The sequence below is a fragment of the Streptomyces flaveus genome, from assembly GCF_014647675.1.
Taxonomy (GTDB): domain Bacteria; phylum Actinomycetota; class Actinomycetes; order Streptomycetales; family Streptomycetaceae; genus Streptomyces; species Streptomyces flaveus.
The window spans coordinates 68715-80787 of record NZ_BMPQ01000038.1; the positions used below are offsets into that span (position 1 = coordinate 68715).

Below are 12073 nucleotides of genomic sequence, written 5' to 3' on the forward strand. Positions count from 1 at the left end.
ATGTGTGGCTCCGGTTAATTCGCTCTCATATGAGCGCATGAGCAAGAGTACGGGAGTGAACTGTGAGTCGGCCGAGACCGGATGCGGAGCCTGGCAAGCGGATGTTACGGCAGGGGTTCCTCCTGGCGAGAAGCCGGTTGACGGCGGATGACAGACGGGAAACAGAAGCCGCACTCGCCGCCCGCGCCCTGGAGCTGCCCGAACTGGCGCGGGCGCGCACCGTGGCGGCGTACGTCTCCGTGGGGAGCGAGCCGGGTACACGCGCGCTCCTCGACGCGCTCCACACGCGTGGGGTGCGCGTTCTGCTGCCGGCCCTGATGGCGGACAACGACCTGGACTGGGGTGCGTACGACGGTCAGGGCTCGCTCGTCCGCATACAGCACCGGGGAAAAATGGCCCTCCTGGAGCCCGCGGGCGAGCGCCTCGGACCGGATGCCGTGCTGTCGGCCGATGCCGTCCTGCTGCCGGGGCTCGCCGTGGACGCACGCGGGATGCGGCTCGGGCGCGGCGGCGGGTCGTACGACCGGGTGCTCGCGCGGCTGGAGCGGGCGGGGGCCGATCCGGCGCTGGTGGTGCTGCTGCACGACTCCGAAGTGGTCGATCGTGTCCCTGAGGAACCGCATGACCGGCCGGTGCACGCGGTGATCACCCCTTCGGGAGTACGTCGCTTCCGGTGACGCCCCTGGAGAGGCTGATCTGCGAAATGGCCCTCCACGCGCGCGTGGAGGGCCATTTTCACGGCCGGGCCCGCCGATTCACGGCGGGGTCTGCCGAAGTCCGCCTCAGGGCTGCAACACCAGCGTGTCCTCGGTGTTCTCCTCGACGGCCCTCTCCGTGGAGACCCAGTCCAGCAGCTCGCCCTTGGCCCACTTGTCGGTCTGGTCGATGTAGTGGGCGTTGTAGGCGTGCCCGGAGGCGCCGGTGAGATTGATCCACTTCGACTTGTCGAAGTCGTCGAGGTTCACGACCATCCGCATCGACGGCACCCAGACCACGGTGTAGCCGCCGGCGGCGTTCCAGCCGGTGGCACTGACCGCGGCCTCGCCGCCGCCCAGGTTGTACGGGCCGCGGTTGAGCATGAACTGCAGGAAGCCGGGGCCGTCGGTGCCCATGGTCTGGTTCTTGAGGTACAGCCGGTGCAGGCGGCCCCAGTTCCAGGTGTCCATGTCCTTGCCGAGCTTGGCGGTCAGCTCCCAGCGGGCGTCCTCCAGGGCCCGCCCGAAGAGCTCGTCGCGGTTCGTGGCCGCCTCGTCGGTGCGGTTGCCGGGCGCCTGCCACCAGTCGCTGTCCTCGTCGTCGAGGATCGACCTGACCACCTCGAACCAGCGGTCGCCGCCGTCCGGCTGCGCGCTGTCCGCGTCACGCTGGCCGCACTCGCGCACCCGCCGGTCCTCGTCGGCCGGACCGGTGGTGTCGACCGGCTCGACGTACAGACACTGACCCTCGACCCGCAGCTCCTTGGGCAGCTTGTTGCCGAACGCGAGCTTCAGGATGTTGCGCCAGACCGCGTTGAAGTAGGCGGCAGCCGCCGAATCGGCGTCCTGGGTGTAGTTCCAGCCCTCCAGGAGCTTCTGCCCGTCCCGTACGTCCTTGTCGGGGACGTCGATCTTGAGCAGCAGCGGCACCAGGAGCTTGGCGATCTCGCTGCTGTTGTCGAGCTGCATCTGGCGCATGTCGTCGGTCGAGACCTTGCCGCCGCCCTTGATCTTCGACTCGATGAGATCGGTGATCCGCTGGCTGCGTGTGCCGTAGCCCCAGTCCGTGGTGAGCGTGTACTTGTACTTGTCCTTGTCGACGACGGCCTGGTTGGCGGTCACTATGTAGCCGCGTTCCGGGTTGTACTCGTAGGGCAGCTCGGACTGCTTGATGTAGTCGTCCTTGGGGTCGTCCTTGGTGTCGTCGGGCCCCCAGCCGTACTTGGAGTCCCAGCCCGGCGACGGGAGCGAGCCGTCGCCTTCGCTGCGGATCGGGATCCGGCCGGGCAGCTGGTAGCCGATGTTGTTCTCGGTGTCGGCGTAGATCAGGTTCTGCGAGGGCACGTCGAACAGGGCGGCGGCCTTGCGGAAGCCGTTCCAGTCGGTGGCCTTGTTCATCGCGAAGACGGCGTCCATCGAAGTGCCGGGGTCCAGGGCGGTCCAGCGCAGCGCGATGCCGTAGCCGTCGCCGCGGTCGGGGGCCGACTGGTCGACGGTGGCCTTCCTGCCGACCTTCACGAGTTCGTCGTCGCGGTCGGACAGCAGCGGCCCGTTGTTGGTCTCCCGGACGACGATCGTCTTGCTGTCGCCGCCCGCGACGTCGATCTTCTCCTCGCGGCTGGTGAAGGACCTCACCTTGCCGTCGTACTCGTAGCCGTCCCCGGTGAGCTTCTCCAGGTACAGGTCGGCGACGTCGGCACCGGAGTTGGTCATCCCCCAGGCGATGTTCTTGTTGTGGCCTATGACCACGCCCGGCAGGCCCGCGAAGGTGTACCCGGAGACGTCGTACTGGCACTTGTCGGAGACGCTCTTGCAGTGCAGGCCCATCTGGTACCAGACCGAAGGCAGCGACGGCGACAGATGCGGATCGTTGGCGAGGAGCGGCTTGCCGCTGATGGTGTGGGCGCCGCCGATGACCCAGGAGTTGGAGCCGATGCCGTTGCCGTTCACGCCGACAGCTGTCGGGACGTCGTCCAGTTCGTCGTAGAGGCCCGACAGCTGGCTCTGCAGCCCGGAGGGGTCAGTGCTGCCGCCGGCGAGCCCGGAGCCCTCGGTGGACGTGTCCGTGTCGCCGTTCTGCTCGTACTCCTGGGAGCTGCGGTTGTACTCGCCCTCCTGGACGATCGTCTTGTTCCGGTCGTACGGGTACTGCGGGTACAGGTCGGCGATCTGCTGCGGGCCGAGGCGGCTGGTCATCAGGGAGCGGTCGATCTCGTCCTGCATGTTGGCGCGCAGGTCCCAGGCCATCGCCTTGAGCCAGGCCACCGAGTCGACCGGAGTCCACTCCGCGGGCTTGTAGTCGTTGGAGAAACCGAGCGCCGCGTACTCCAGGGAGATGTCCTCGCCGTCCTTGCCCCGGAGGTAGGCGTTGACTCCCTTGGCGTACGCCTGGAGGTACTTTTTCGTCTCGGCCGACAGCTTGGTCTTGTACTCCTCCTCCGCGACCCGCTTCCAGCCTAGGGTGCGCAGGAACTCGTCGTTGTCGACCTGGCCCTTGCCGAACATCTCGGAGAGCCTGCCGGACGTCATGTGACGGCGTACGTCCATCTCGTAGAACCGGTCCTGCGCCTGGACATAGCCCTGCGCCATGAACAGGTCCTCGTCGGTGGCGGCGTAGATCTGCGGGATCCCGTTGCCGTCACGCTTGACGTCCACGGGGCCTGACAGGCCGTCCAGTTCGATCGATCCCTTGGTCTGCGGGAAGGAGCCGCGCACGGTGCTGATGGACCAGAACGCCCCGTATCCGACGCCCCCGATGATGGCCAGGATCAGGACGATCAAGATCAGACGGGTTCTGCGCCCCTTCTTCCTGCCGGACTTGCCGCGCGTCTGACTGGAAGAAGAGGTGGTGTTGGGGGGCATCGCTGTCCTTGCTGTCCTCACGCGAGCGGCAGGCGGGGCCGTGCTTTTGACTGAACGCTGGAGCAACCATAGGTCAGGGCCTGACGCGGCTTGACGCGGAGTCGGGAACGGGGCTCTTCAGGCGATGGGGGCCACATTCGCGATCGTCAAGAAAGCGTCAAGAGTTAGGTAAAGTAACGAAGTACTTGCACGGCCGAAAAGGGGAGCACCCGCTGACTGTCCACCACCTCAACCAGCTCCTGCTCATCTGCTCGCTCGTTCTGCTCGTCGCGGTGGCAGCGGTTCGCATCTCTTCGCGCAGCGGGCTCCCCAGCCTGCTCGTCTACCTGGGCATCGGCGTCGCCATGGGGCAGGACGGCGTCGGCGGTATCCAGTTCGACAACGCCGAACTGACCCAGGTCTTCGGGTACGCGGCCCTGGTCGTGATCCTGGCCGAGGGCGGTCTCGGCACGCAGTGGAAGGACATCAAGCCGGCGCTTCCGGCCGCCTCGTCACTGGCGTTGGTGGGGGTCGGGGTGAGCGTCGGCGTCACGGCCACGGCGGCCCACTACCTGATCGATCTGGAGTGGCGGCAGGCGCTCATCGTCGGCGCGGTGGTCTCCTCGACGGACGCGGCGGCGGTTTTCTCGGTGCTGCGCAGAGTGCCCCTCCCCGCGCGCCTGACGGGCATGCTGGAGGCCGAGTCCGGCTTCAACGACGCTCCGGTGGTCATCCTCGTCGTCGCCTTCTCCACGGCTGGTCCGGTGGAGCACTGGTACGCGCTGCTCGGCACGATAGCCCTGGAGCTGGCCATCGGCGCGGCCATCGGGCTCGCGGTGGGCTTCGCCGGCGCGTACGGACTGCGTCATGTGGCACTGCCCGCCTCCGGCCTCTACCCGATCGCCGTCATGGCCATCGCGGTCATGGCGTACGCGGGCGGGGCGCTCGCCCACGGCAGCGGCTTCCTCGCCGTGTATCTGGCGTCGATGGTGCTCGGCAACCAGAAGCTGCCGCACTGGCCCGCCACCCGCGGCTTCGCCGACGGGCTCGGCTGGATCGCCCAGATCGGCATGTTCGTCCTGCTCGGCCTGCTGGTCACGCCGCACGAGCTGAAGGACGACTTCTGGACCGCGCTCGTCATCGGCCTGGTGCTGACCATGGTGGCGCGTCCCCTGAGCGTCGTGATCGCGCTGCTGCCGTTCCGGCTGCCGTGGCAGGAGCAGGTCCTGATGTCCTGGGCGGGCCTGCGCGGCGCCGTGCCCATCATCCTGGCCACGATTCCGATGGTGAGCGGCGTCGAGGAGAGCCGTCGCATCTTCAACATCGTCTTCATACTGGTCGTCGTCTACACCCTCGTACAGGGCCCGACTCTCCCCTGGCTGGCCCGGAAGCTGAGCCTGGGCAAGTCCGCCGCCGAGGCAGCCGACCTGGGCATCGAATCGGCGCCCCTGGAGCGGCTGCGCGGACATCTGCTGTCGGTCGCGATCCCCGAGGGGTCGAAAATGCACGGCGTCGAGATCAACGAACTGCGGCTGCCCCCGGGCGCCGCGGTCACGCTGGTCGTACGGGACGGGGAATCGTTCGTCCCGCTGCCCACGACGATTCTGCAACGCGGCGACGAACTCCTCGTGGTGGCCACGGACCCGGTCCGGGACGCGGCCGAGCGACGGCTGCGGGCGGTCGGGCGGGGCGGCAAGCTGGCGGGATGGCTGGGGACGGGCGGTAACGGCACTTCGTAGGTGAAAGCGGCTAGGATTCTCACTTTCCCAGGGGCGCGATCATTGATGCCTGTACGATGAAGGCGCACTCAGATCGACCCACCTCTGCCTGACGCAGAGCTGGCGCGACCGTATGGCGGCCGCTGCCCTCCCCGGGCCCGGTATCTACCGCAGTTCCGCGCAAGAGGACAGCTCTCGGCACGCCCCCCGCACGGGCGCGCGCTACCAGGCGGCAGAAAGGCACGGCCGTGGCATCCACGGTCACCTCCGAGTCCGCCAGGACCTCGGTCACCTCCCGCCCTGGATACGGGCAACTGCTGCGCACGCGCGGCGCCTGGACGTTCCTGCTTCCCGGCTTCGCCGCGCGGCAGCCGTTCGCGATGCTGACGCTGTCCCTCGTACTGCTCGTGCAGCACACCACCGGCTCGTACGGGGCTGCCGGTGCCGTCGCCGCCGTGACCGGTGTCTCCATGGCACTGTTCGCGCCCCTCACCGGCCGGCTCGCCGACCGTCACGGGCAACGCGCCGTCCTGGTGCCCGGCATCCTCGTCCACACCGTGGCGGGTCTCTCCCTGACGGCGCTCGCGCTCGCGGACGCTCCCCTGTGGACGCTGTTCGCGGCGGCCGTCCCGACCGGCGCCTCCGTGCCACAGATAGGCCCCATGGTGCGGGCCCGCTGGGGCGTCAAGCTCCAGGGCTCACCCCTGATGACGACCGCGGCGGCCTTCGAGTCCGTCACCGACGAGCTGACCTTCGTACTCGGCCCGCTGCTCGCGACCGCGCTGTGCACCACCGTGGACCCGGCGGCGGGCCTGCTCACGGAGGCCGCGCTGACCCTGGTCGGCGGCCTGCTCTTCGCGGCCCAGAAGAGCACGCAGCCCGCGGTACGTCTCGAGGGGCACGCGCGCGTGGAGCACGTTTCCGCTGTGTCGGTCCCCGGAGTACGCGTCTTGATCGTGGCCTTCCTGGGCATCGGCTTCGTCTTCGGCGGTATGCAGGTCTCGCTCGCCGCGTTCACCGAGTCGATCGGCGAGCCCGGCCTGAACGGCGTCCTGTACGGCACGTTCGCCGCGGGCAACATGCTCTCCGGGATCGTCTGCGGCGCCATCGCCTGGAAGACGGCCCCGCGCCGCCGTCTGGTCATCGGGTACGCGGCACTGGCCCTGACCGCCTCCGGTCTGTGGGCCGCGGACTCCGTGGTCGCCCTCGCCGGAGTCGGCCTCCTGGTCGGCATGTGCGTCGCGCCCGCCCTGATCACCGGCTACACGATGGTCGACGGCCTGGTTCCGGCAGGCGCCCGCACGGAGGCCTTCACCTGGCTGACCGGCGCGGTCGCGCTCGGGCAGGCGGCGGCCGTCACCGTCGCCGGACAACTGGAGGACCGCCTCTGGGACGGCGCCGGCTTCCTCGTCCCGATGGGCGGAACGCTGCTGGCTCTGGCGACGCTCGTGGCCCAGCGCTCGCGGCTCGTGCCCAGGCCGGTCAGCCGGACCGTCGCACGTGGCGTCGGTCACCGCGTACCGCTGGCAGTGGACTGAATGCTGGGAATAGGTCACTATTGATGGTCGTTAGCACTCATCGAGTGAGAGTGCCAGGAGGAAGACTAAAGTGCCGACCTACCAGTACCAGTGCACCGCTTGCGGCGAGGGCCTCGAGGTGGTGCAGAAGTTCAGCGAGGACGCCCTGACCGAGTGCCCCAGCTGCGATGGCCGCCTGAAGAAGGTGTTCTCCGCGGTCGGCATCGTCTTCAAGGGCTCCGGCTTCTACCGCAACGACAGCCGCAGCTCCTCGTCGAGCAGCTCGACGGCCAAGTCGTCCTCCACGTCGACCCCCGCCTCCACGACCCCGTCGTCCACCACGACCTCGTCGTCCTCGGACTCGTCGTCGTCCGGCACCGGCACCTCCTCGAGCAGCAGCTCGGCCGCGTAAGGCTTTCTTACGAGACCCTGTCGTCGTACGACGGCGGGGTCCGCGGCGTTTTCGGACCCGGTTAGGGTGCGGTCATGGCGAACACGGAGAACGCCGAGATCGGCGTCATTGGCGGCTCGGGCTTCTACTCCTTCCTCGACGACGTGACCGAGATACAGGTGGCCACGCCCTACGGGGCGCCCAGCGACTCCCTTTTCCTGGGCGAGATCGCCGGGCGGCGGGTCGCCTTCCTCCCCCGCCACGGCCGCGCCCACCATCTGCCGCCGCACCGCATCAACTACCGCGCCAACCTGTGGGCGCTGCGCTCCGTCGGGGCGCGTCAGGTGCTCGGGCCCTGCGCGGTCGGCGGGCTGCGTCAGGAGTACGGCCCGGGAACGCTGCTCGTACCGGACCAGATGGTGGACCGTACGAAGTCCCGGGAGCAGACGTACTTCGACGGGATGCCGTTGCCGGGGGGCCAGGTGCCGAACGTGGTGCATGTGTCCCTGGCCGACCCGTACTGCCCCGTCGGGCGCGAGGCCGCGCTGGCGGCGGCCCGCGGCCAGGACTGGGAGCCGGTGGACGGCGGGACGCTCGTGGTGGTCGAGGGGCCGCGGTTCTCCACCCGTGCCGAATCGTTGTGGCACCAGGCGCAAGGCTGGTCGGTGGTGGGCATGACCGGGCATCCCGAGGCGGCGCTCGCCCGTGAACTCGAGCTCTGCTACACGTCGTTGACCCTGGTCACCGACCTCGACGCGGGGGCCGAGACCGGCGAGGGCGTCTCGCACGAGGAGGTGCTGCAGGTGTTCGCGTCGAACGTGGAACGGCTGCGGGGCGTGCTGTTCGACGCGGTGGCGGGGCTGCCCGAGAACGGGGCGCGGGATTGCCTGTGCGCGAAAGCGCTGGGCGGGATGGATCCGGGATTCGAGCTGCCGTAGGGCGGTCCGGGGGCTTCGGGAGCGGGGGTCTGGAAGTCCGGGGGTCTCAGGGGCGGCTCTGTGGAGGGGTTCGGGGCTCTCAGAGTGGCTCTGTAGACGGCTCGGTGGCTCTGTGGACGGCTCGGTTGGGGCGGAACTCCCCCTTCGGGTGAGCGAGTTGTCCACAACCGGCCGGTAGTCCACGGGCCGCAGCGGGATTCGGCGCGAGGCCGCAGTCTGGCATCGCAAGCCGATCTCCCGACCGCTGGTGGTGGTTCTCGTGTCGCTACTCCCTTCCTTTCCGCGCCCGTTGGGCACGGACGCGCCCGGTACGTGCGAGGTGCCGCACTTCGCCCCCGTGCGGGTGCGTGGCGGGCGGTACCAACTGCGACGGCTCGTACGGCACAGAAGGCGGGCCGTGGCCGCGGGGCTCGCCGTGACCGCCGCCGCGCTGGTGGCGGCAGGGCCACGGGACGCGGGCCGGGCAAGGGCCCACTCCGCAGGTACGCCGCCTGTCGCGGCGGAGTCGAGAGTGACGGGAGATCCGGTACGGGAGCGGCGGGCCGTCGAGATGGTGACGGCGCCGGTGCGGATCGCGGACGGCGCGACGGTACGGCTGTTGCGGCCGGGCGATCGTGTCGATGTCGTCGCGGCCGAGGAGTCGGCGGCGGGCGGCGGTGATGCGCGGGTGGTCGCGCGCGGAGTGCGGGTGACGAAGGTTCCCGAGGCCCTGGACGGGGTGGCCGAAGGCGGTGCGCTGGTCATGCTGTCGGTGCCGCGGCAGACGGCAGTGCGGCTGGCCGGAGCCGGCGCGACCTCACGATTGGCGGTGACCCTGTGCTGAGTCTGCTCAAGAGGATCACCGGCTGGCTGTCAAGTCCTTCGATGGAGCTGGGGCGTTGGACAAGGTCGCCACGCCCTGCCGTAGGTTGCGGAGCTGTTCACTCCACAACTCGTGCGGCTGAAGAGAGGCTCCCTGGTGAGCGAGAGCAAGAAGGATCCGGGCGTCTTGGAAGGCTTCAAGACCTTCCTGATGCGCGGCAACGTCGTCGACCTGGCAGTAGCGGTGGTCATCGGCGCGGCCTTCACCAACATCGTCAACTCGGTGGTGAAGGGAGTCATCAACCCCCTGGTGGGCACGATCGGCACAAAGAACCTGGACAACTACAGCTCATGCATCAAGGGCCCCTGCACAGGCACCGGCGCCACCGCGGAGGGCGTCCGGATCATGTGGGGTTCGGTGCTCGGCGCGACGCTCTCGTTCGTGATCACCGCGGCCGTCGTCTACTTCCTGATGGTGCTGCCGATGTCCAAGTACCTGGCCCGGCAGGCGGCCCGCCAGAAGGAGAAGGAGGGCGCGCACGAGGTCATAGAGGTGACCGAGCTGGAGGTCCTGAAGGAGATCCGCGACGCCCTCGTGGCGCAGCGCGGCTCGGGGCGCACCGAGCAATAGCGCCCACCGCTCGCCGGACCTGCCGGACTCAGATGTGGTGTGGCGGCTTCTCGTCCAGGAAGCGGGCCAGGTCCCCGGCGCTGTCACCGCTGGGCCGCTCGCCCCACCCGCCGTCCGTGTCGTCCGCGGACTGCTGGCTCAACGGATCGTCGAAGACCAGCGCGGATTTGCGGGAGTCCTGGGGGGCGGGGGCTGCCCCCTCGGAAGGCGCAGGTTGGGATTCGGGGGCGGGGGTGCTGCTCATGGGTCCAGGGTACGGCCCTGAGGGCGGGCCCAGTTCGGATGGCATATCCGGGCTCCCTCGCGGGCGCCTTCCCTCTCGAGTGCATTCCCACTCGTGTTCGATCGGGTATCTGTTCGACACTGGGTGCCATGACAGTTGGCGCTCTGACAGATGTGGCCGGGCTGCGCGTGGGGCATGCCACGCGGACCGGCGGTGGTTGGCTGACCGGTACGACGGTCGTCCTGGCCCCGGAGGGTGGTGCCGTCGCGGCCGTGGACGTGCGCGGCGGCGGGCCCGGCACCAAGGAGACCGACGCGCTCGATCCACGCAACGTGGTGCGGAAGGTCGAGGCGCTGGTCCTGACCGGCGGCAGTGCGTACGGGCTGGACTCGGCGGCGGGCGTGATGGCCTGGCTGGAGGAGAGGGGACGCGGGGTGCGCGTCGGGCCCGATCCAGTGCACGTGGTGCCGGTCGTCCCGGCGGCCTGTGTCTTCGACCTGGGACGCGGCGGCGACTTCCGGGCCAGGCCCGACGCGGCGACCGGCCGCGAGGCGGTGACGGCAGCCGCGGCGAGCGAACTCGGCGCGCCGGTCCAGGAGGGCTGTGTGGGCGCCGGTACGGGAGCGGCGGTCGGGAGCATGAAGGGAGGGATCGGCAGCGCGAGTGCCGTGCTCGACTCGGGTGTCACGGTGGCGGCACTGGTGGTGGCCAACGCGGCGGGGTCGGCGGTGGATCCGTTGACGGGGGCGTTGTACGGGGAGCTGCTTCAGGGGCGTATGACGTATCCGGCGGAGGAGGTGCACGAGGCGGCGCGGGCACGGCTGGCCGAGACCGCGGCGAAGAACGGCGCTCCCCCGCTGAACACCACGCTCGCGGTGGTCGCCACCGACGCGGAGTTGTCGAAGGCGCAGGCGCAGAAGCTGGCGGGAACGGCGCACGACGGCATCGCGCGCGCCGTACGGCCGGTGCATCTGCTCAACGACGGAGACACGGTGTTCGCGCTCGCCACGGGGGCGCGTCCGCTGGCGGAGGAGAACCCGCTCGCGCTGAACGAACTCCTCGCGGCCGGGGCGGATCTGGTGACGCGGGCGATAGTACGGGCGGTACGGGCCGCCGAGTCGGTGGAGGGGCCGGGTGGGGTGTGGCCGGCGTACGGGGAGTTGTACGGCGACTTGTAGCGGGGGCCGGTCGGCGGGGAGGCGGGGAAGGGAGGCCGGTGAGTGAGAGGTGCCGGTGGGCGGGGGCGCACGGGTAGGAGTGTCTGCCCCCCTTCCGAGCAGGGGAGTTGGGATTGTGTCAGGGTGGAGGGGAACTTGCCGCGCGGGTTCCACGTTTTCTGTGCGTACGTTTTCTCGGTTCCCGGACATGATGTCCGACTGAGGGGCTACGGTATGCACCCACAAGGTGACATGCAGCAACGCCGGGAGAAACCTTGAGCGTTCCGTACGAGACGGCAGCGTACGAGCCACCCGAGTCGCCCGAGTCTCCTGAGGAGCATCTCGCGCGACTCCTCGGCCGCGCCCTGAACTCCTTCGAGCTCTCCGACGAGACGATAGGCCGGCTCGACTCCGCGCTGGCGCACGACAGTTCGCTGCACTCCGCGCACCACAGTGCCGGGCTGCACCGCGGGACGTACCGGCACACGTGGCTGCTCGCCGACGGTTCGGCGCTCACGCTGTGGGAGCTGGTCCACAACACCGGGCCCGGCGGCCATGTGGAGCACGAGGTGTACGAGGACCGGGAGGAGTTGCAGGCCGCGACCGCGCGGTTGCCGCTGCCGCCCGACGAGCCGGACTTCGAGATGCCGGCTCTGGCGCTGCTGGCGCCGGTTCCCGAGCCTCGGCATGTGTACGTGCTCGATGACTCGGCGGATCACGGGCGCCGGTTGCTGCGGCGCGCCGAGAATGCGGACCGGCCGGGCGAGGAGATGGCCGAGCTGCTGCGGATGGCGTTCGCGCACGAGATCACTCAGGCGTTTGGCCGGCCGTATGGAGGTCGGGGGGCAGGCTTCTCGCTCTACGAGCATGCGTTCTTGCTGCTGGACGGGCGGGAGTTGTCCCTCTGGGAGGTCGAGCACACGGCTACGCCTGATGGGCGGCACGTGTGCGAGGTGTACGTCAGCGAGGACGCTGCGCGGGATGCGATGGAGAGGCGAGCTTCTGCCTCCGGCGGTTGAGCGGGGGCGCCTACCGGGTGGGTGGGTTCGGTCCGTTGGCGGCTGCGGGTGCGTTGTGGTTGGTCGCGCCGTTCCCCGCGCCCCTGGGGTGGGTGGTGGGTGCGGGGTCGTGGGCCGGTGCGTCAGCCCGTCGCAGGGCGGG

Annotated in this window: 11 protein-coding genes; 9 read left to right on the forward strand and 2 right to left on the reverse strand. The window is 69.5% G+C overall.

Going from position 1 to position 12073, the window contains the following annotated elements:
- The first annotated feature begins 101 nt into the window (after positions 1 to 101).
- A complete protein-coding gene (locus IEZ21_RS41130; protein ID WP_189326927.1) occupies positions 102 to 677 on the forward strand; it encodes a 5-formyltetrahydrofolate cyclo-ligase in 576 nt (191 codons plus the stop codon).
- Between the two features lie 105 nt (positions 678 to 782).
- Here the strand turns inward: IEZ21_RS41130 and IEZ21_RS41135 are convergent, their stop codons facing one another.
- A complete protein-coding gene (locus IEZ21_RS41135) occupies positions 783 to 3557 on the reverse strand; it encodes a penicillin acylase family protein (RefSeq protein ID WP_189326928.1) in 2775 nt (924 codons plus the stop codon).
- Positions 3558 to 3742: 185 nt separating this feature from the next.
- On the opposite strand from IEZ21_RS41135, the gene IEZ21_RS41140 reads away from it, so the two are divergent.
- The 6 genes from IEZ21_RS41140 (at position 3743) to mscL (ending at position 9532) form a co-directional block, all read left to right on the forward strand.
- Positions 3743 to 5275 carry a potassium/proton antiporter gene (locus IEZ21_RS41140; protein ID WP_189326929.1) on the forward strand — a complete coding sequence of 511 codons (1533 nt, stop codon included), beginning with the start codon at positions 3743 to 3745 and terminating at the stop codon, positions 5273 to 5275.
- A gap of 227 nt (positions 5276 to 5502) precedes the next feature.
- Complete coding sequence (locus IEZ21_RS41145) at positions 5503 to 6792, forward strand: MFS transporter (RefSeq protein ID WP_189326930.1); 1290 nt, start codon at positions 5503 to 5505, stop codon at positions 6790 to 6792.
- A gap of 70 nt (positions 6793 to 6862) precedes the next feature.
- Positions 6863 to 7183, forward strand: a complete 321-nt coding sequence (locus IEZ21_RS41150) for an FmdB family zinc ribbon protein (protein WP_033328853.1) — start codon at positions 6863 to 6865, stop codon at positions 7181 to 7183.
- A 74-nt stretch (positions 7184 to 7257) separates the two neighbouring features.
- A complete protein-coding gene (locus IEZ21_RS41155) occupies positions 7258 to 8100 on the forward strand; it encodes an S-methyl-5'-thioadenosine phosphorylase (RefSeq protein WP_189326931.1) in 843 nt (280 codons plus the stop codon).
- A gap of 259 nt (positions 8101 to 8359) precedes the next feature.
- The gene (locus tag IEZ21_RS41160; protein ID WP_189326932.1) at positions 8360 to 8923 is read left to right on the forward strand and encodes a CpaB family protein; all 564 of its coding nucleotides are present in this window, start codon (positions 8360 to 8362) and stop codon (positions 8921 to 8923) included.
- Positions 8924 to 9058: 135 nt separating this feature from the next.
- A complete protein-coding gene (gene mscL / locus IEZ21_RS41165; RefSeq protein WP_189326933.1) occupies positions 9059 to 9532 on the forward strand; it encodes a large conductance mechanosensitive channel protein MscL in 474 nt (157 codons plus the stop codon).
- 28 nt (positions 9533 to 9560) lie between these two features.
- On the opposite strand, the gene IEZ21_RS41170 is transcribed toward mscL, so the two are convergent.
- Positions 9561 to 9776 carry a hypothetical protein gene (locus tag IEZ21_RS41170; protein WP_189326934.1) on the reverse strand — a complete coding sequence of 72 codons (216 nt, stop codon included), beginning with the start codon at positions 9774 to 9776 and terminating at the stop codon, positions 9561 to 9563.
- 128 nt (positions 9777 to 9904) lie between these two features.
- Between IEZ21_RS41170 and IEZ21_RS41175 the strand changes: the two genes are divergently transcribed.
- Together IEZ21_RS41175 and IEZ21_RS41180 are read left to right on the forward strand one after the other, a co-directional pair.
- Positions 9905 to 10933, forward strand: coding sequence for a P1 family peptidase (locus IEZ21_RS41175; RefSeq protein WP_189326935.1), 1029 nt, complete (start codon positions 9905 to 9907; stop codon positions 10931 to 10933).
- A 254-nt stretch (positions 10934 to 11187) separates the two neighbouring features.
- Positions 11188 to 11931: a DUF6227 family protein gene (locus IEZ21_RS41180; RefSeq protein ID WP_189326936.1), complete on the forward strand. Its 744-nt coding sequence runs from the start codon at positions 11188 to 11190 to the stop codon at positions 11929 to 11931.
- Positions 11932 to 12073 lie beyond the last annotated feature (142 nt).

Bases quoted from the DNA above. Each gene is read 5' to 3' on its own strand.
- IEZ21_RS41130 (WP_189326927.1), top strand. From the start codon at position 102: ATGTTACGGCAGGGGTTCCTCCTGGCGAGAAGCCGGTTGACGGCGGAT.
- IEZ21_RS41135 (WP_189326928.1), bottom strand. From the start codon at position 3,557: ATGCCCCCCAACACCACCTCTTCTTCCAGTCAGACGCGCGGCAAGTCC.
- IEZ21_RS41155 (WP_189326931.1), top strand. From the start codon at position 7,258: ATGGCGAACACGGAGAACGCCGAGATCGGCGTCATTGGCGGCTCGGGC.
- IEZ21_RS41170 (WP_189326934.1), bottom strand. From the start codon at position 9,776: ATGAGCAGCACCCCCGCCCCCGAATCCCAACCTGCGCCTTCCGAGGGG.
- IEZ21_RS41175 (WP_189326935.1), top strand. From the start codon at position 9,905: ATGACAGTTGGCGCTCTGACAGATGTGGCCGGGCTGCGCGTGGGGCAT.